Below are 16,987 nucleotides of genomic sequence, written 5' to 3'. Positions count from 1 at the left end.
GTCTTCGTCCCCGAATGTGCTGATAGTAAGTATTTGCTGCAACTGCTCGATCGGATTCATATTTTTTGGTTGTAGACATTCGATCGCTCATCCGAATTCATATTTTTTTATTTTTGGATGAAACCCCCTGCCCTGCCCGTTGAAGGGGAGGGCAGGGGGGTAAGGTTCACCCAACAGCAGACAGAAAATTTTGATATACACCCTCAATCGTTTGGGATTCAGATGAGACATCAGATTCAATTTTCTTGAGACGTTCCAATTCCGTTTTGTAATTGATTTCGCGAGACTCTTTTTGTTGAAGCAGATTATCTAATTCAGCTTGGCGGGATTTAATATCATCGTTTATGCGATCGCTCACTTCTTTTTCATACACATCGAAACATTCTTTGACGGCATCGTGAATTGGTTGCCATTGTTGATCCGCCACCTGCGGCAAATATTTCACCAACTCTTTTTTGGCAGCTTTCACCAATTCTTTGCGAGCTTGATCTGCTTGGAAAAGACCAACACCCAATCCAACCAGCGCTAGGGTTATTGGGCCTAAAATAATCCCGAAAACAGTAGAAACAGTCACGCTGATTCCTATCACAGCGATTAAATTAAGCAGGATATTTTTCCAATCGAAACCTGCTCCCATCAGTGCGGCTCCGGCAATATTTCCCGAAGCCAAAGAAACCAAACCCATCGCCCAATTTGCCCAAGCAGGAGAGTTATCTTCAGGCAAAGTAGTATTGTCTGCTGATATCTTTTTTCCGGTTAGTTTCTCGGTAATCTTGTCTGTTACCTTGGTATATGAAGCGCCATAGGTTGCCGCACTTTTGGCAAGCTGTGTAAAAGCTGCATTCATTTCTTGTTCGGCAGTAAGAGTCCAAGCTGAAAACTTGTCGTTGATGTACTGCTCGAATGCTTGTTTAAGTCCCGCTTCAAACCTTTGCCGTTTACCTTGGTCGATAAAATCTCCAAATCTTAGGTCTGGTTGATAGCGCATAAAATCGGTTTCAAAGGTGTTGCCCAAGTTGAGGACATAAGTGCGAAAAGAATCTGCAATTCCTCTCGCTTTATGATCGCGGATCGCTTTAATTTCCTGCTTGAATTCATCCCCAATCTTAGTCAGTTTATTAAACTCTGGCTCAACCGAATTAATCCTTTCTTTCAATTCCTTGACATCTTGATCGAGCAATGGTATACGACGTTCGATCGCTTCGCAAACTCGGTGAGAAGTTTGGCGTGCTAGAGTTCTAGCTTGCCGGATTTCCGAAATAGCTCTTTCCTTCGTCAAAAATGTGTTGAGTGCGCCCATAAACTCTGTAAAACCAGTCCCTTCCAGAGAAGCGGAGGCATCTTTCATCCGCCGACGCAGCGCTTTAATTGCGGAAACTTCAAACACTCGTTCATCATAAATATCATAACCATCAACAACGCAATATTCAGCTAGGTTAGCTTTGAAAACCTGCCGCAATCTCCCCTCAGCTTCTTGCAATTCTTGCGTGTCGTCAGGGTCAATTAAACTCTCGCGCACCTGATCCCAAGCATTGACTAGAAAGAATACGCTTAACCCTCTACCTTTGATATAATTTTCTAGATAGCGACGCTCTCCTAAAGTGCAAGGTTGCGATGCTCTCAAGACAAACAAAATTGCGTGGCAGTTATTGATATAACCCAGCGATAATTCATTTCGCGCTTCTGTATCATTCAATCCGGGACTATCAACAATTTCTACACCTTTTTCCAGCAAAGGTAACGGATACTCGACTACAGCATAGTCAACATCGGGAAAAGCTTGCTTTTTCTCTTGTTCTAATCTCTTTGCCTCTGCGGGGTCAATTGTGTAATCCTGCTTAAAGCTCTTAAAATCAAGCTGTTTAGGACTTTTACCATCTTTAAAGTGAACAGTTACTTTCTTTTCGAGGCCATAACGGAGGACTGTTAGCAATGCCGTGCAGGGATTGACGTCACTCGGTAATAAGTTTTCACCGATTAAAGCGTTGAGAAACGTGCTTTTTCCCCGTTTCATATCCCCTAAAACCATCAGTCGAAATACACCCTTGCTTAAATTTTTACTGGCTATTTTGATGTCTTCTATTTCTCTTTCTAAACCGAGTCCACCAGAGGTTTGTTTTCCTTGCGATTCGGCTTGCTCTATGGTTTGGGCCATTCTGCCAAGAGATGTGGATACTTCAGCTCGCACTTCGGCGACTTTTTCCAAATCTTTGAGAAAGCGATCGGTTTCCACTTTGTAACTCATTTTGATGACACCTTATTATGGATTAGGAAGTAGGGTTTTTTGTGAATTAAAATTGTAGGTTGGGTTGAGCAATAGCGAAACCCAACATCGATCGCCGCTGTGTTGGGTTTCGTTACCAAAAGCCCAACCTACTCTGGAAATAGGTAGCTCACCTGCCCTTGAGTTTGTGGGGACGGGCGAGACGCCCATCCCACAAAAGCAGTGTCGCCTCTGGTTAAGATTGGTATGAAAGTAAATCCTCATACACAGACTCAAGATTACGATATTCGGATAAAATCTCAGCATCTACATTTTTCAGACGCTTTAATTCCTTATCGCGATTAATTTCGCGGGATAACTTTTGCTGAAGTAGATTATCTAACTCAGCTTGTCGAGAGTTAATGTCATCATTAATCCGCTTGGTGACTTCGCGCTCGTAAGCATCAAAACAATCTTTGACAGCTTGATGAATGGGTTCCCATTGTGACTGCGCTATTTCTGGAAGATACTTGACAAACTCTTTTTTTGTGGCTTTGATCAACTCTTTTCGGGCTTGATCTGCTTGCCAAGCACCAACACCCAAACCTAGTATAAGAAGACCCACAGGCCCAGTTATCAAAGAAATGGAAAAAATGGATAAAAAGCTCCATATTCCAATTACTGCTAGAGAGTTTACGAGGATATTTTTCCAATCGAATCCTGCCGCAGCAAGCCCTATACCAGCAACGTTACCCAAAGCTAATGAGAAAAATCCCATCGCCCAACTCGCCCAAGCTGGCGAACTTTCTTCACTACCTATATTTTGAGAAGCGAATACCTTTTGCCCGATCAACTTTTCACTGATGGCATTTGCTACCTTTGTATAGGCGGAACCGTACTGGGAAGCACTCTGGGATAGTTGGGCGAAGGCATCTTGCATTTCTCGTTCGGCGGTAAGTTCCCAACCGGAAATTTTATCGTTGATGTATTGCTCGAACGCTTGTTTGAATGCTGCATTAAACTCTTCCCGTTTACCTTTACTTAGGGAATCAAGAAAGCCTATGTCAGGCTGATAGCGTAAAAAATCAGATTCAAAAGTATTGCCTAAATTCAAAATGTATGCTCGAAAAGAATCTGCGATCGCTCTTGCCTTCCTGTCTCGCGTGCTGATAATGTCATCTTTGAAGCGATCGCGTATCTCAGTCAGTTTCTTAAATTCCGGTTCCACCGAACTTATCCGCCGTTTCAATTCCTCAACATCCTGCTCTAGCAAAGGGATGCGGCGATCGATCGCTTCGTTGACGTGGTTGTAAGTTTGACGTGCTAGAATTTTAGCTTGCCGTAATTGTGCAACTGCCCGTTCTTTCGTCAAAAACGTATTCAATGCACCCATAAACTCTGTAAATCCCGTCCCTTCTAAACTCTCATCTACATTTTTAACCCGCCGACGCAGAGCCTTGAGCGAAAAAATCTCAAATACTCTTTCATCATAAATATCGTAACCATCGACTTGACAATATTCAGCTAGATGGGTTCGGAAAACTTGACGCAGTTTCCCTTCAGCTTCTTGCAGTTCTTGAGTGTCATCGGGGTCAATCAGCGCCTTGCGTATTTCATCCCAAGCGTTGATTAAAAAGAAAACAGTTAACCCTCGCCCTTTGATGTAATTTTCCAAATAACGACGCTCTGTCATCGTAACAGGCTGATCGGCTCTGAAGACGAAGAGAATAGCATGGCAATTATTGATGTAACTTAAAGAAAGTTCGTTTCGCGCTTCCGTATCGTTTAGACCCGGACTGTCAACAATTTCAATCCCTTTTTCCAGTAGCGGTAATGGATACTCCACTACGGCATAATTGACATTGGGAAAAGCTATTTTTTTCTCTTCTTCTAGTTTATTAGCTTCCCCTGGTTCAATTGTGTACTGCTGTTTAAAAGTAGGAAAATCCATCTGTTCGGGAAGTTTACCTTCTTTAAAGTAGACGGTAACTTTCTTTTGGGGCCCGTAACGGAGAACGGTTAGCACTGCCGTACAGGGATTCACGTCGCTGGGCAATAAATTTTCACCGATTAAGGCATTCAGGAAGGTACTTTTGCCCCGTTTCATATCTCCTAAAATTAGGAGCCGAAATACACCGTGCTGTAAGTTTTTTCTGGCTAAATCGATATCTTCTATATCTCTTGCTAAACCCAGTCCACCAGAGGCTGCTTCTGCTTCTGATTCGGCTTCTTTGAGAGTATCAGACATTTTAGCGAAAGCGCGGGCAAAATCATGCCGCACTTTGGCGACTTTATCCAAATCTTTGATGAAACTTCCAGGTTCAGTTGTGTAAGTCATAATTTATTACCTGATTAAACGATCGACTGAGCGATCGGGCCGAGTAACGGGTATGATATGGGGTGCGATCGCGTCATCCGCATAAGCACGTATGCCTACTCTCACCCAAGTCTCTACAACTGTAACTTCAGAGCCTCATAACTGCCTAGATCTAACTAGGGAAGTCAAAAGTCAAAAGTCAAAAGTCAAAAGAAGGATTCTTCCCCTTCTTCCCCTAGCCCCACTCCCCCACGCCCTAGCCCCTAGCCTCTTCTACTTTCTTTTGACTTTTGACTTTTGACTTCCCTAGCCCCTACCCCCTTCTTCTTTCTTTTGACTTTTGACTTTTGACTTTTGACTTTTGACTTCCCTAGCCCCTATTTAATGGCATAAGTGACGCTGACTTGACTCCTCACCTGCACCTCCGTTGGAGCAGAAGGATTATAAGGGGGTGTATTTTCACTGAATGCAGCAAAGGGGGAGGTTGGAACGGCAACCTTCGAGCCGCAAGCGGAAACAGATGCAGGACTGACGATCGGATAAACTGTTACCAACAGAAGTTCTCCAACTTGCACACCCATTTCCGACGCAATACCTCTCACCTGATTTTGAGCATCTTTCAAAGCCGCACGACGAGCGGTACTCTCCAGTGGCTGACAGTTATTCACCGCATACTCTGCACCGATACCCTGAATAAACAGAGCGTCACCCCCTTGCAGAGCTGAACTCGCCACCTTGACAACTTCTTGCACTCGTTCGCGAGTTGGCTTGTCGAGCTTCACCAGCAGCTTGGGATTTTCTAAAGAACTGGTTTCAATTGTGATGCGATCTTTTGGTACTTTAATGGCAAGGAGGGCGTCAACTACAGGCTTGAGCAGTTCCTCTCCCGGTAGAGAAGCACTTTCCTGTGCGGGTGCTTCTGTTGTTGCTGGCGGTGGTGGCTCGGCGGGTGCGCGACTGGCGAAGCGAAATTCAAGACGTGCTGTGTCTGCTGGTGCGGTTGCTTGACCTTGACCGATGACTGCGATCGCACGTCGGTTAATCAGACTTGGTGTTAAACTATCAGCAGCCTGCGATACGCTAAAGCCTGCCTCCCCACCCGAAGACGAAAGTTGCTGCGTGTCAAAGTTACTCAATTTTACGGTAACCAAGTTCTCGGCGCTGCTGTTTTTAGGTGCGCCTATCCACAGTCCCACAATCGTTGCAGCTGTGAATAGGGTATGGTAAACTCCTGGTAAAAATTTAGACATGAGTAGATAGCACAATCAAAGGAAATGCTCAAAATCAGAGTCTGAGTTAGTGTTGAGTTGGGATTCGATCGCAGCAACACAGTACCAAACGGAAAGCAAATATTAACATGATTGACCATCTTTCTATCGGCGTGTCAGACTTTGCGCTAAGTCTAGCTTTTTACGATACCGTATTGGCAGAACTAGGTTTCAAGCGCTGCATGGATATTGAATTTGACGGGATCAAAGCAGCGGGCTATGGCTCCGATTCCGATACTGAACCCCCCTTCTGGATTGGTCATAAAAACGAGCTACCCACAGCCGTTACACCTTCAGCAGGCTTCCACATTGCTTTCCAGGCTACGACGCGAACAGCCGTAGATGCCTTTTATGCGGCGGCTATAGCAGCTGGCGCAACCGACAATGGCCAGCCAGGATTGCGGCCCCAATACCACCCAAATTATTATGCAGCTTTTGTTCTAGACCCAGATGGCTATAACATCGAAGCAGTCTGCCACCAACCACAGCCTTAATGTTTATAAATATAAATAAGTATGGATTTTTTGACTATTTTGGGGCTAGTAGCGGGTACATTAACAACGATCGCCTTTTTGCCGCAAGTAATTAAAACCTGGAAATCCCAGTCAGCTAAAGATTTCTCGTTTGGAATGCTAATTACTTTCAGTCTAGGCGTGTTTCTGTGGTTACTTTATGGAATTGCCAAAAATGATTTGCCCGTTATTCTCGCCAACCTGCTAACCTTTGTCTTGAATTTAATAATAATTGTCCTAAAAACAAAGTACAAGTGAATTTGAGGAGACTGCTATGCCTGAAAACCAAAATGACGAACAAGCTACTACGACCTTGACTTCTGAGCCTGCTAAAACTCGGATACGACACTGGGGTACGGTTACACTTTTAGAAGAAGCGGAACGCTACCGGATTAACCGCATCGAGGTAAAACCAGGTCATCACATCAGTACTCAAATGCACTATCATCGCAGCGAACACTGGATTGTCGTCTCTGGCACAGCCAAAGTCATCTGCGATGGTAAGGAAACACTGCTCAAGCAAAAAGAGTCTACCTACGTTCCCCTGTCTACGCCTCACCGGGTCGAAAATCCAGGGGTGATTCCCCTAGTAATGATTGAAGTGCAAAATGGGGAATATCTTGGAGAAGATGACATTATCCGTTTTTCCGACAATAACGAAACCTGATGCTTGAAAATATCCCGCTCCCCCGAATTTAGGTAGCTAAGGGGGGGGTAACAAGCCGAGCGGATCAAATCCAGGTGACCTGCCGCAGCCAAGGCCAAATACCTGTTTTTCTTCTCACCGTCACCTGCTCGCTATTTTCTCTAACTACAGACTTTAACTCCTGAGTTGTAAAACTGTAGCCCAAAGCCTCAGCAATTTTTACGAATTCATCTGGATTGCCTGCTGCTTTCAATTTATCGCGTAAAATCGCGTCTTGAGTAGCAGCTTCTAAAAATAGATCCGCGCTTTCTCTGGACATTTGGTAAACTCCCTCTATTATGTACGACCTTAACTAATTTTATCTCCCACTCTAAACTTGTTCTTTGCTCTTAAGGCAGAATCTTAACAATTCGGGGAAACAGAATTTTTATTGCTTAAGTAAGAGGCGACTGTGTTAAGCAGGATTAAGCTGAACTATTCATAGCTAAAAACTCTTAATAATGGCAAGATGATCGTTATAATTATGGGGGTTAGCGGTTCGGGAAAATCTACCGTTGGAATGATGCTGGCGTCAGCGCTTAATTGGGAGTTTAGCGACGCGGATTCCTTTCACTCCCCAGCGAACGTTGAAAAGATGAGCCAAGGCATTCCCCTCACCGATGCGGACAGGATTCCGTGGCTTTTGGCAATGCAGTCGGCTCAAGCTCAATGGCTGGGAGAAGAACGCCACATGGTACTGGCCTGTTCTGCCCTAAAATCTTCTTATCGCGAGATGCTTTACTTTGACCCGGAACGAATACGGCTGGTTTACCTGAAGGGAAGCTTTGAACTTATCCAGAAGCGGCTGGCAATACGTCAGCACCACTTTATGAGTAAAGAGTTGCTGCAAAGCCAGTTTGACACCCTTGAGGAACCTGAATCGGCTATTTGTGTAGATGCGTCCCAGCCGCCAGATGCGATCGTGCAACAGATTATAACAACTCTTGGTATATGAAGTAAAGCTAAACTCCCCTGCTAGAACACCGATTCAGTCTGAGGTATAGGGGCTAAAAACCCGGTTTCTTTGAGTTAGGCTAACGAAATATCAGTTGATAGAGCGACAGAAACCGGGTTTTTGAGATGACTGAATCCTAGCTCTAGGAATTCTTTAACTGTTCTTCCCTAACAGGGATTCAAATTCAGCCTGTAATGATTCGATATCCCCAACTCGTGCCACCAAAAGATTGTCGCTTCCGGCATCCTGCAATCGTTCTTTCCAATACTGGATGCTCTCGGAGTTGTTCATCCAGAAGTTAATCACGGTATCCACAACTCGATCCGAATCCCAACCTCGCATTGGAGGCACAGGTTCCACAGATTCTAGTAAAGCATCCAGGGTGCATTTATAGGCTCCCACGTATTCTACACCATTCTGTGGTTTTTGCTGCTGGATCTGCTGTTGCTGATTAAAAAAGTACAAAACTGGAGATACTCCCAGGAGGTCAAAGCTGTATTTCATACCCAACTCCTAAATCAGTCTTCTCTTTTTGTAAGTAAAGCTAAGTTTTAGAAAAAGTATGGTCGCCTGATTTACAAAATGGCATCTAACTTAAGTCTATTTTCCTTCTGTTCCATCAGAATGATTAACTAAGTATATCCGCAATCTAAAAAGAAGCTATGTAACAAAACGTAAAATTTCTGGATTTGGTACGTTGTTGTCGTTTAGCGTTCAGAGCTATTTTGGGAGTTTTGGTAGCGTTGGGCGGTGTCGCCCGTTTAGTTTGGGATAATACTGTTGCCCCTCCTCCTCGTCAACGGGTCGGGGGTTGGGGGGCAGGGGCAAGGGTTCTACCGTTCGCACTTAAACTGCCAGCCTCGAAACTTAACGGCTCTGATATGCTTGCCAAAGATAATACCCCACAGTGCCAAACACAACCAAGAGTATTATCAACAAAAGCGCCACATTTAATCCCAACGCCTTTCCTGACGCTGCCAGAATAATTTGCCATTCTATAAAAGCAAATTCCCAGACAAGTTCCAGTTTCAGCCATCTCATTAAACCCACAGCTAACTGATATTGCCTGTTAGCATTCGCTTCTGTAATTGGCCAAGGATAATTAAACGTATGGGGAAAACGATTTATGACTGTCAGCATCGCATAAATCAATATGCTGAGCGCCGGAAATAGTAATATAGTCAGTTTGCTGCCTGTGGAATCTGGCTTTCCTGAAATATCAAAATGGATGGGAATAACATCAGGTAAAGCAGCCCACTTAGTGATGAGGAGTATAATAGTTAAGAGAATGCCTGCTACAGCGGCGATTTCTATTGCTGTATCTAAGGTAGAGCGGGGAATGTTTAAGACTGGTCTTGATGTCATATTTTAGCTCCAATGATTAGATTGATGCAACAATAATCTTATGCTGACTTTTTCTAGCGAAACAAACAACGATATAGCCAAAATTCGGGAAGTAGTGGCAGATGCTTTTGGTCAAACAAATGAAGCCCAACTCATAGAAACGATCCGCAACTCCCCGAATTTCCTTCCCGAACTCTCGATAGTGGCAAAAGAGGATGAGAATGTGCTGGGGCACATTTTGTTCAGCCCTATTACAATTGAAGCACAAGGACAGATAAGTGGCGCGATCGCACTCGCACCCGTCGCCGTGACACCTGCGCGTCAGCGCCAAGCTATTGGCACCCAACTGGTGCAAGTGGGTTTGTCTAAATGCCGTGACTTAGGCCATAGTATTGTCGTAGTTCTTGGGCATCCGCAATATTATCGCCGTTTTGGTTTCCAGACAGCGAGTAACTTCGGCGTGCAAGCACCCTTCCCAGTTCCCGATGAAGCATTTATGGTGTTGGAACTTATGCCGGATGCGTTGAAAGATGTTAGCGGAATCGTGCGATATCCGGCATATTTTGATGGAGTCTGAAATATTGTTTTGCTACAAAGAATCGGTACTTTAAATTGAAACTAATGGATGGAGTTAGCGATGTTTGGTGGTAATTGGACAACTGATAAATTGCAACGTATACGCAAATATCTTGTGGCATATACAACAATCATGAGAAAACAAAATTTTAAGCAGTATATGTATATAGATGCCTTTGCAGGAACCGGATGGCTAACTCTTAAACAAAATGAGCAATCAGAACTGCAATCAGAGTTACCGCTATTTGCTGGAATTGTTGAACAAGACTCAAAGACTAATTTAGAAGGTTCTGCGCGGATTGCGCTTCAAGTTGAGCCGAGATTCACAAAATATATTTTTGTTGAAAAGGATAAAAAACGATTTGAACAACTAGAAAATATCAAACTGGAGTTTCCAGACAGGGATATTTCATTATCAAACTCAGATGCCAATATGTTTATAAGACAAATATGTCAAAACCAGAATTGGATTGAGAAGCGCGAGCGGGCTGTTCTATTTTTAGATCCTTATGGAATGCAGGTTCCTTGGGATACAGTTGCAGCTATTGCCCAAACACAAGCTATTGACCTTTGGTATCTTTTCCCAATAGGTGTGGCCTTAAATAGATTACTTAAAAAAAAGGGCCAAATAAATGAGTCATATCGGCAAAAAATAGATATAATAATTGGCACGAATGAATGGTACAATGTGTTTTACGAGGAACGCAAACAACTGGGATTATTCGGCGAAGAATTAGACATAGTAAAAGTTGCCAATTTCGATTCGATAAAGCAGTACTTTGTGGGACGATTAAAAACTATATTTCCAGGAGTAGCAGATCATCCAAAACTATTATATAATTCTAAAAATAACCCTTTATATCTTCTATGTTTTGCATCAGGCAATCGACGTGGCTCACCTACGGCAATTAAAATCGCACAAGACATATTGAGGAGAGAATAAATGAGCGCAAAATCACAGATAGAATGGACAGAAGTAACTTGGAATCCACTAACAGGCTGTACAAAAATTAGTCCTGGGTGCAGTAACTGTTACGCTGAAAGAATGGCGATACGTCTTCAAGCGATGGGACAACCGAATTACAAAAATGGTTTTAAAGTCACTTTGCACGAACAGATATTGGATCTGCCACTGCATTGGAAGAAGCCAAGAACTATATTTGTAAATTCCATGAGTGATTTATTCCATAAGGATGTGCCAACTGAGTTTATTAGAAAAGTTTTTGATGTCATGCAAAAAGCACATTGGCATCATTTTCAAATTCTAACTAAAAGGTCAAATCGACTTTTAGAACTTAGTAATGAACTACCTTGGATGCCTAATATTTGGATGGGCGTGAGTGTAGAAAATCAGAACTACATATTTCGGATCGATCACCTCCGCCAAACTGGAGCAAAAATTAAGTTTCTCTCTCTTGAACCACTCTTAGGGCCATTACACGATCTCAATTTGGCAGGAATAGATTGGGTTATTGTAGGTGGTGAATCTGGCCCTAAAGCCAGACATATAGATCCATCATGGGTTATCGATATCCGGGATCGGTGTCAAAGGGCTGAAGTACCCTTCTTTTTTAAACAATGGGGCGGAACTAATAAAAAGAAGGCTGGGCGATTACTCGAAGATCGGACATGGGATGAAATGCCTGTCACTCAGCAAATGTTGGGGAATTCTACGAAACACTTTCAGGGGTCTAGCAGCCCTGAACCACCGCAAATGATTCTCACGTAAACTTTAGTTTCGGCTCAGGAATATCTAAACATCTGAATTCAAACTGCCGTTTTCACGGCAAATCTGCCCGTATTCCTAATCGCATCGAGAAACGCATAAACCGCTGGAGCATGAAGTGCATTTGCTAAAAGCGCTACGCCAATTACCCTTTCCAGATGAGATGGCAAACTGCACACCTGCACTCCTGGCGGTACGGGTTCGGCAGCAAGACGAGGCATAATACCCGCCCCCAAACCTTGTGAAACCATGCTGACAATGGTTGAATCTTCCTTGATTTCATAAGCAATATTGAGGGGAAATTCGGCGATGGACAAATATTTGCGAACCCACTCATTGCAGGGAGTCAAGCAACTTACGATCAGTGGATAGGTGGCTAATTCTTTCCAGGTAATCTGGGCATTTCTCAGGTGAGTTGTTGGTGGTAGAAGCAGAATGTAATCATCTCGCAAGATTTCCCAAGTTTCAAATTCATCTGTTGCAGGTAAATAGGTGAAACCAATGTCGGCATAACCTTCGCGCAAAGCTTGTTCGATATTTGTGAAAGCGTCATTCTCTGTAATAGTGACGGTGATATTGGGGAAGCTGTTGCGAAATCGCGCGATCGCAGTTGGTAGGATATGAGTCGCCACGCTACGAAACGAGGCAATCCTCACAATGCCGCCTTCTAAGCCTTTTTCTAAGTTCGCTTCTTTCCGAATCGCCTCCAAAAGCCGCTGCACTTGCCGCGCATGAGCGGTGATTAGCTCCCCTACAGGGGTGAGATGCGCCCCGTGACGCCCCCTAGAAAGCAATACCACGCCCAAATCTTCCTCCAGAGACGCGATCGCATGACTGACTGCCGACTGGGATATCTCCATGTGCAGTGCTGCTTCGCTGAAATTGCCGTAGTCTGCCACCGCGACTAAAGCACGAAGCTGGGAAAGCTTCATGTTTCTTTCCTCCTGGAATACAAGCGGTTTCTGCGCGATCGCAAAAGCCGCCAAATTATTTTAGCCTTCCTATCTATCTATTTTATTCATACAAGCCATGCGATTTGTGTATGGTCGATCGATTTAGATACCGTTACAGTGAAATTAAGGTGATAAATTCCCTCTTACTTATCAGGAGATTTATATGAAATTAGCTACAGCTTCTTTAGATAACCAACAACGGGAATTAAGGGATAATACTGAGACTAATTTGAAAGAATATACGCCACACAAATTCGCATTTCTTAATAAATTTTGGCAGAGTCTAGTCAAAGGTATTGTGAGTGGGAAAGATCTGCGGGTTTGGCAAAAGAGCGATCGCAGCGGTAATACGGAGTGGCACGCCTACGATCCAGCTACAGGTCGCTCTACCTGCGTTGCCTCCGACGCCGAAATGCGGATGTGGATTGAGCAGCAGTATTACCAATAATTAAACCGATTGAAATAGGCTTGGTAGGGGCTGATTTTTTGTTACCATTTTCGTTTGAAGCGGTAATTTTTAGCTAAACTCGCCCCTACAATATCCTACGCCGATTTTGTTACCGCTTAAGAGCTAGAGTCAATCCATCTCCTATGGGAACAAGACTGAGGAAAACTCGTTCATCGCGATGCAATTTTTCATTGAAAGCTCTGATAACTTGGGTAATGTTATCTTGACTTTCAGGGTAGGCGACTTGTTTGTACCACAACACATTATCAACTGCGATCAAACCACCGGGACGGACAAGTTGGAGCGATCGCTCATAATAACCCTCGTAATTCCCTTTATCCGCATCGATAAAAGCAAAATCAAACGTGGATGCCTGTCCGTCTGCCAATAATCGATCCAACGTTTCCAGTGCTGGCGCTATTCGCAGATCGATCTTGTTTGCCACTCCAGCTTCTTGCCAATAGCGACGAGCTACAGAAGTGTATTCCTCACTAACATCGCAAGCGATCATCTTACCATCTGCTGGAAGTGCCAGAGCCACCCAAAGCGAACTATAACCAGTAAAGACGCCGACTTCCAGAGTTTTCTTTGCTCCGATCAGCTGAACCAGCAGCGCCAAGAACTGACCTTGTTCTGGCGCTAGCTGCATTACGGCGCGGGGATGAGAGGTGGTCTCGTCTCGCAGACGCCGCAGTACGTCTGCCTCCCGCAAAGACGCGGATAACAGGTAATTATAGAATTGAGTGTCAAAGCCAAGAGTATTTGCTGACATTTTTAGTTTAGAAATCGACAACGCCTACAATCTATACTAGCCTTATTCGCAGAGGCAGATCGGCATAAAAATTGATTGTTCTGTTCATTTTGACAGTAATTTTACTGCTAGTACAAGCAGTTTACCGAGCTAGAGCATTTTGCCAACACTTTTCAGGTAAGTGAGGTACAGAGAAACCGGGTTTCTGGGGTGTACTTGATAAACCTGCAATCTGCTGTATCGAGCCAGCGAAGGCCCGATCGCTCTGCTCTTTTTCCTCATGTTAAAATAGACACAATTCAAGAGTTAAGTTTGGGAAAAATAACCATGACAGCTACTCTACAAGTAACAGAACAGCGCTACTACACGCCAGAGGAATATTTGGCACTGGAAGAGACAGCCGAATACAAAAGTGAATATCACGATGGGGAGATAGTACCAATGACGGGTGGAACTACAAATCACAATCAAATTGCTGGAAATATTTACATCGCGTTAAGTCTTGCTCAAAAAGGAAAGAATTACCGAGTATTCATCGGTGATGTGCGGTTGTGGATACCTAGAATCAAACGCTTTACCTATCCTGATGTGATGGTAATTGCAGGTCAACCTGAATATTACAATAATCGCAAGGATACAATTATCAATCCTCAAGTGATTATTGAAGTTTTATCGAAATCGACTAAAGGTTACGATCGCACTGATAAGTTTGGGTTTTATCGAACAATTCCAACTTTTCAAGAATATATTTTGCTCGACCAAACGCAGATGTCGATCGAACAGTATTCTAAGCAAGCAAATAAGCGATGGTCTTATTCTGTTTACGATGAAGAAGATGCGGCGCTAGTTTTTAGTTCTTTCCAAGTAGAAGTATCTCTGGCAGATATTTACGATCGGGTTGATTTTGAGGCTGGGGAGTCAGAAGAAGAGACAGAAGATTCAGAAAAAAATGAAGGGGAATGAGTGCGATCGCATTTCCTTTCCCTGAAAGTGCGTTGGCGTAGCCTGCGCGTATCGCTATTTTATCTAATCCTTTAGACCAGACGGAGATTCTATTGGAACTTAAACAATAGCTGACTTTGAAATAGGCTCAAACCCAGTTATCAAAATATTTTGATGTCGATTTAGGCTTTTTCTTACTGTGACTCGGTTTGAGTCTCATTTATCATTCTGGACAAACACTACGATCTCGGTCAAACCAAACGATATAGTAAACTGAACCTACGCGAAAACCAAAAATATGCTTTCTTTCATCAACCCGCATTTCCGATAGTTTTACATTTTAGGCGAGAAAACCGCGTTTCCAATCCAAACTGTTGCCAAAAAAAGGCTTTCTGCGGTATACAATAAGAATATCTCCAAATCCATGCGTTCCTTTCCTCCGATGACAGAATCAACCCAGAAACGCCAAGTTCGCCGAGGTCGTATTTTTCCCGATCGGCAGAGTAGTCCAGAAAGTCGCGCTAGACGCATCGCCCAAAGGGAAAAATTAGGTAAGCATTGTCGCCAAATTTTTGAGCAAATTCGTCCACAATTAATGTCAACTCATTACAATTGGTTTATCGCTATTGATGCAGAAACGGGTAACTATTTGCTGGATGAAAAGTTTGATGGTTTGATGCAAAAAGTAAACCTTCATTATCCGTCTAATGGTACAGTCAGATTAACCGCTTTTCGCCTGAATGAAGATGGTTATTGTGGGTTAATATGATTTTGGGACGCTTTGAGGAACGGGGAAAACTGATTTTTGAGGTTGAGTTAGATCCATTGCATTGCTTATTTCTGTTGATATTCTTCTTTGTATCTTTTGATTGCTGCTTTCAGACTAGGGTTGAGTTTTGGTGGATTTTCAATTGCTGTGGTAACAATTTGCCAGTCTTTATCGGAAAGAACGATCGACTCCGGCTGTAGGGGTTGTTCTTCTGCTAGATTCAAAGCTGCTTCCAGCAAATACTCGTCCAGACTTAGACACCTAATAGAAGCGGCTTTTTCTAGGGTTTGTTTTTGTGCTTGAGTAAGGGTTATTTCAATTTTGGTTGTTTGGCTACTCTCGATGGAAGTTGACATAGTTCTGGGTAAGAGACGAATTAATTTGATTGTAGCGAGATCTGGGGGAAATGAAAAGGTGCGATCGCTATTTTCCAGCCTGAATTGCCTGATTCACTTCTGCTAACGACAGTTCTAAAGATTCTGCAATTTGTTCGGCACTCAAACCTAGTTTTGCCAATTTTGGTACTGCTTCTCGCTTAGCTTTGCGTTCAGCTTCTTCTAAAAGTTTTTGATAATTTGGATATTTTTTGACATTATTATTGCTGTTATTTTCTGATTGCGATCGCTCTGACGAAAATGATTCAGATTCTTGTGCAGGATTACTACAAAAATTAATATGCCCAATTTGGACAGGATTTCCAGAATTTGAGAAGTTTACTACTTTCCATCTTTCTACTGTAGCCCGAAAGTTTGATTTGTTAACGTCTTCGCCCAGCGCACTTGATAGTATCTGCCATAACTGATAGCTAGTATCCCTTATATGACCCTGGCTACAGTGATACTCTTCCGCGATTTGCGAGTATTTCCGATGATTCAAGACTCCCTTGAGGATTGCTAATTGCAGGTTGTCGAGGTGTTTGCCTGTCTTGGCAAACACTAGCTCATCAATAGAGTTTAAGACATCTTGGGTATCCATCAGTATATCTGAATACAACACTATTTTAGTATAACCCGTTTTTTTCCGACTTTATCCGCTTTTTTCCGACTTGCCAAAGCTGCGATCGGTTGACATGATAAGTAGTATCAAGTTGGTTAAATTACTTACCGAATTATCGATAGGTGTATTTGGAGCGTCAGCCACAATACAGAATTGATATAGCCAACAGCTATTACTTCACTTTGTCAATATGAACAAGTTAATTCCATTCTTTTTCCTCTCGTCTGTTCTCCTCCTTGCTACAACTGAAAGCACTTTTCATAAAAGCGTTAATGCTCAGTCATTCCAACGCAATCGCCCAGATTTAAACGGTCTGCTAGTTAGAAATCCGGGTGATGGTAGGATTTTCTGGGTTGACCGTGGTCAGATCCGTCATATCGCAGGTCCCAGTGTATATGGAAGATTGTTTGTATCCAACCATCGAGATTATTTAGACACCGATGCCGTTGAACCCGGACCATCTATAACCCACATTCCGCACCCGCAACTGTCACAATCGGAAATTACGGAGAAAAAAAGGCTAAGCAAGAGTAAAAAGAGAC

20 protein-coding genes and 1 pseudogene are annotated in these 16,987 nt (G+C 43.3%); 11 read left to right on the top strand and 10 right to left on the bottom strand.

All coding sequences use genetic code 11. From position 1 onward, the window contains the following. Positions 1-166 precede the first annotated feature (166 nt). The 3 genes from LAY57_RS14500 to LAY57_RS14490 all read right to left on the bottom strand — a co-directional run bounded on the left by LAY57_RS14500 (position 167) and on the right by LAY57_RS14490 (position 5,770). Positions 167-2,245, bottom strand: a complete 2,079-nt coding sequence (locus LAY57_RS14500; protein ID WP_249067490.1) for a dynamin family protein — start codon at positions 2,243-2,245, stop codon at positions 167-169. Between the two features lie 214 nt (positions 2,246-2,459). Then, positions 2,460-4,541 (bottom strand): dynamin family protein, encoded by a 2,082-nt coding sequence (locus LAY57_RS14495; RefSeq protein WP_249067489.1) that lies wholly within the window; start codon positions 4,539-4,541, stop codon positions 2,460-2,462. A 356-nt stretch (positions 4,542-4,897) separates the two neighbouring features. Continuing rightward, positions 4,898-5,770, bottom strand: a complete 873-nt coding sequence (locus LAY57_RS14490) for an SIMPL domain-containing protein (RefSeq protein WP_249067488.1) — start codon at positions 5,768-5,770, stop codon at positions 4,898-4,900. A gap of 107 nt (positions 5,771-5,877) precedes the next feature. On the opposite strand from LAY57_RS14490, the gene LAY57_RS14485 reads away from it, so the two are divergent. From LAY57_RS14485 to LAY57_RS14475, 3 genes are read left to right on the top strand one after another with little or no spacing between them, the layout of a single operon-like run. Continuing rightward, complete coding sequence (locus LAY57_RS14485; protein ID WP_249067487.1) at positions 5,878-6,282, top strand: VOC family protein; 405 nt, start codon at positions 5,878-5,880, stop codon at positions 6,280-6,282. Between the two features lie 21 nt (positions 6,283-6,303). Next, on the top strand, positions 6,304-6,558 hold the full coding sequence (locus LAY57_RS14480) for an SWEET family sugar transporter (RefSeq protein WP_249067486.1): 255 nt from the start codon (positions 6,304-6,306) through the stop codon (positions 6,556-6,558). A gap of 16 nt (positions 6,559-6,574) precedes the next feature. Further along, the gene (locus LAY57_RS14475) at positions 6,575-6,967 is read left to right on the top strand and encodes a phosphomannose isomerase type II C-terminal cupin domain (RefSeq protein WP_249067485.1); all 393 of its coding nucleotides are present in this window, start codon (positions 6,575-6,577) and stop codon (positions 6,965-6,967) included. A gap of 64 nt (positions 6,968-7,031) precedes the next feature. Here LAY57_RS14475 and LAY57_RS14470 read toward each other — a convergent pair whose 3' ends face one another. Continuing rightward, on the bottom strand, positions 7,032-7,265 hold the full coding sequence (locus LAY57_RS14470; protein ID WP_249067484.1) for a Nif11-like leader peptide family natural product precursor: 234 nt from the start codon (positions 7,263-7,265) through the stop codon (positions 7,032-7,034). A 189-nt stretch (positions 7,266-7,454) separates the two neighbouring features. On the opposite strand from LAY57_RS14470, the gene LAY57_RS14465 reads away from it, so the two are divergent. Continuing rightward, entirely contained in the window at positions 7,455-7,940 is a 486-nt protein-coding gene (locus tag LAY57_RS14465) for a gluconokinase (RefSeq protein ID WP_249067483.1), read from the top strand. Positions 7,941-8,093: 153 nt separating this feature from the next. On the opposite strand, the gene LAY57_RS14460 is transcribed toward LAY57_RS14465, so the two are convergent. Then, positions 8,094-8,444, bottom strand: coding sequence for a hypothetical protein (locus tag LAY57_RS14460; RefSeq protein WP_249067482.1), 351 nt, complete (start codon positions 8,442-8,444; stop codon positions 8,094-8,096). Positions 8,445-8,807: 363 nt separating this feature from the next. Next, positions 8,808-9,305, bottom strand: coding sequence for a DUF1648 domain-containing protein (locus tag LAY57_RS14455; RefSeq protein WP_249067481.1), 498 nt, complete (start codon positions 9,303-9,305; stop codon positions 8,808-8,810). Positions 9,306-9,345: 40 nt separating this feature from the next. Here LAY57_RS14455 and LAY57_RS14450 point away from each other — a divergent pair, with 40 nt between their 5' ends. The 3 genes from LAY57_RS14450 to LAY57_RS14440 are packed head-to-tail and all read left to right on the top strand — an operon-like array spanning position 9,346 to position 11,589. After that, positions 9,346-9,861: a GNAT family N-acetyltransferase gene (locus tag LAY57_RS14450; RefSeq protein WP_249067480.1), complete on the top strand. Its 516-nt coding sequence runs from the start codon at positions 9,346-9,348 to the stop codon at positions 9,859-9,861. Between the two features lie 48 nt (positions 9,862-9,909). Beyond that, positions 9,910-10,803, top strand: a complete 894-nt coding sequence (tcmP, locus tag LAY57_RS14445) for a three-Cys-motif partner protein TcmP (protein WP_249067479.1) — start codon at positions 9,910-9,912, stop codon at positions 10,801-10,803. After that, the gene (locus LAY57_RS14440) at positions 10,804-11,589 is read left to right on the top strand and encodes a DUF5131 family protein (RefSeq protein WP_249067478.1); all 786 of its coding nucleotides are present in this window, start codon (positions 10,804-10,806) and stop codon (positions 11,587-11,589) included. A 38-nt stretch (positions 11,590-11,627) separates the two neighbouring features. Here the strand turns inward: LAY57_RS14440 and LAY57_RS14435 are convergent, their stop codons facing one another. Beyond that, positions 11,628-12,518 carry a LysR family transcriptional regulator gene (locus LAY57_RS14435; protein WP_249067477.1) on the bottom strand — a complete coding sequence of 297 codons (891 nt, stop codon included), beginning with the start codon at positions 12,516-12,518 and terminating at the stop codon, positions 11,628-11,630. Between the two features lie 184 nt (positions 12,519-12,702). On the opposite strand from LAY57_RS14435, the gene LAY57_RS14430 reads away from it, so the two are divergent. Then, complete coding sequence (locus tag LAY57_RS14430) at positions 12,703-12,987, top strand: hypothetical protein (protein ID WP_249067476.1); 285 nt, start codon at positions 12,703-12,705, stop codon at positions 12,985-12,987. A 109-nt stretch (positions 12,988-13,096) separates the two neighbouring features. Here LAY57_RS14430 and LAY57_RS14425 read toward each other — a convergent pair whose 3' ends face one another. Further along, on the bottom strand, positions 13,097-13,759 hold the full coding sequence (locus LAY57_RS14425; protein WP_249067475.1) for a class I SAM-dependent methyltransferase: 663 nt from the start codon (positions 13,757-13,759) through the stop codon (positions 13,097-13,099). A gap of 306 nt (positions 13,760-14,065) precedes the next feature. Between LAY57_RS14425 and LAY57_RS14420 the strand changes: the two genes are divergently transcribed. Together LAY57_RS14420 and LAY57_RS14415 are read left to right on the top strand one after the other, a co-directional pair. Then, on the top strand, positions 14,066-14,701 hold the full coding sequence (locus LAY57_RS14420) for a Uma2 family endonuclease (protein ID WP_249067474.1): 636 nt from the start codon (positions 14,066-14,068) through the stop codon (positions 14,699-14,701). Between the two features lie 403 nt (positions 14,702-15,104). Beyond that, a complete protein-coding gene (locus LAY57_RS14415) occupies positions 15,105-15,449 on the top strand; it encodes a hypothetical protein (RefSeq protein WP_249067473.1) in 345 nt (114 codons plus the stop codon). Positions 15,450-15,514: 65 nt separating this feature from the next. On the opposite strand, the gene LAY57_RS14410 is transcribed toward LAY57_RS14415, so the two are convergent. Both LAY57_RS14410 and LAY57_RS14405 read right to left on the bottom strand, forming a co-directional pair. After that, positions 15,515-15,805, bottom strand: a complete 291-nt coding sequence (locus tag LAY57_RS14410; protein ID WP_249067472.1) for a type II toxin-antitoxin system TacA family antitoxin — start codon at positions 15,803-15,805, stop codon at positions 15,515-15,517. A 67-nt stretch (positions 15,806-15,872) separates the two neighbouring features. Beyond that, a complete protein-coding gene (locus LAY57_RS14405) occupies positions 15,873-16,424 on the bottom strand; it encodes a helix-turn-helix domain-containing protein (protein ID WP_249067471.1) in 552 nt (183 codons plus the stop codon). Positions 16,425-16,635: 211 nt separating this feature from the next. Here LAY57_RS14405 and LAY57_RS14400 point away from each other — a divergent pair. After that, positions 16,636-16,987: pseudogene (locus LAY57_RS14400) on the top strand (hypothetical protein); the annotation flags it as partial.

The sequence above is a fragment of the Argonema antarcticum A004/B2 genome (assembly GCF_023333585.1).
GTDB lineage: Bacteria > Cyanobacteriota > Cyanobacteriia > Cyanobacteriales > Aerosakkonemataceae > Argonema > Argonema antarcticum.
This window is presented reverse-complemented; position numbering and strand designations above follow the sequence as displayed.

Bases quoted from the DNA above. Each gene is read 5' to 3' on its own strand.
- LAY57_RS14435 (WP_249067477.1), bottom strand. From the start codon at position 12,518: ATGAAGCTTTCCCAGCTTCGTGCTTTAGTCGCGGTGGCAGACTACGGC.
- LAY57_RS14420 (WP_249067474.1), top strand. From the start codon at position 14,066: ATGACAGCTACTCTACAAGTAACAGAACAGCGCTACTACACGCCAGAG.
- LAY57_RS14485 (WP_249067487.1), top strand. From the start codon at position 5,878: ATGATTGACCATCTTTCTATCGGCGTGTCAGACTTTGCGCTAAGTCTA.
- LAY57_RS14440 (WP_249067478.1), top strand. From the start codon at position 10,804: ATGAGCGCAAAATCACAGATAGAATGGACAGAAGTAACTTGGAATCCA.
- LAY57_RS14405 (WP_249067471.1), bottom strand. From the start codon at position 16,424: ATGGATACCCAAGATGTCTTAAACTCTATTGATGAGCTAGTGTTTGCC.
- LAY57_RS14430 (WP_249067476.1), top strand. From the start codon at position 12,703: ATGAAATTAGCTACAGCTTCTTTAGATAACCAACAACGGGAATTAAGG.
- LAY57_RS14425 (WP_249067475.1), bottom strand. From the start codon at position 13,759: ATGTCAGCAAATACTCTTGGCTTTGACACTCAATTCTATAATTACCTG.
- LAY57_RS14470 (WP_249067484.1), bottom strand. From the start codon at position 7,265: ATGTCCAGAGAAAGCGCGGATCTATTTTTAGAAGCTGCTACTCAAGAC.
- LAY57_RS14460 (WP_249067482.1), bottom strand. From the start codon at position 8,444: ATGAAATACAGCTTTGACCTCCTGGGAGTATCTCCAGTTTTGTACTTT.
- LAY57_RS14450 (WP_249067480.1), top strand. From the start codon at position 9,346: ATGCTGACTTTTTCTAGCGAAACAAACAACGATATAGCCAAAATTCGG.
- LAY57_RS14490 (WP_249067488.1), bottom strand. From the start codon at position 5,770: ATGTCTAAATTTTTACCAGGAGTTTACCATACCCTATTCACAGCTGCA.
- LAY57_RS14495 (WP_249067489.1), bottom strand. From the start codon at position 4,541: ATGACTTACACAACTGAACCTGGAAGTTTCATCAAAGATTTGGATAAA.
- LAY57_RS14455 (WP_249067481.1), bottom strand. From the start codon at position 9,305: ATGACATCAAGACCAGTCTTAAACATTCCCCGCTCTACCTTAGATACA.
- LAY57_RS14500 (WP_249067490.1), bottom strand. From the start codon at position 2,245: ATGAGTTACAAAGTGGAAACCGATCGCTTTCTCAAAGATTTGGAAAAA.
- LAY57_RS14410 (WP_249067472.1), bottom strand. From the start codon at position 15,805: ATGTCAACTTCCATCGAGAGTAGCCAAACAACCAAAATTGAAATAACC.
- LAY57_RS14415 (WP_249067473.1), top strand. From the start codon at position 15,105: ATGCGTTCCTTTCCTCCGATGACAGAATCAACCCAGAAACGCCAAGTT.
- LAY57_RS14465 (WP_249067483.1), top strand. From the start codon at position 7,455: ATGATCGTTATAATTATGGGGGTTAGCGGTTCGGGAAAATCTACCGTT.
- LAY57_RS14475 (WP_249067485.1), top strand. From the start codon at position 6,575: ATGCCTGAAAACCAAAATGACGAACAAGCTACTACGACCTTGACTTCT.
- LAY57_RS14480 (WP_249067486.1), top strand. From the start codon at position 6,304: ATGGATTTTTTGACTATTTTGGGGCTAGTAGCGGGTACATTAACAACG.
- tcmP (WP_249067479.1), top strand. From the start codon at position 9,910: ATGGAGTTAGCGATGTTTGGTGGTAATTGGACAACTGATAAATTGCAA.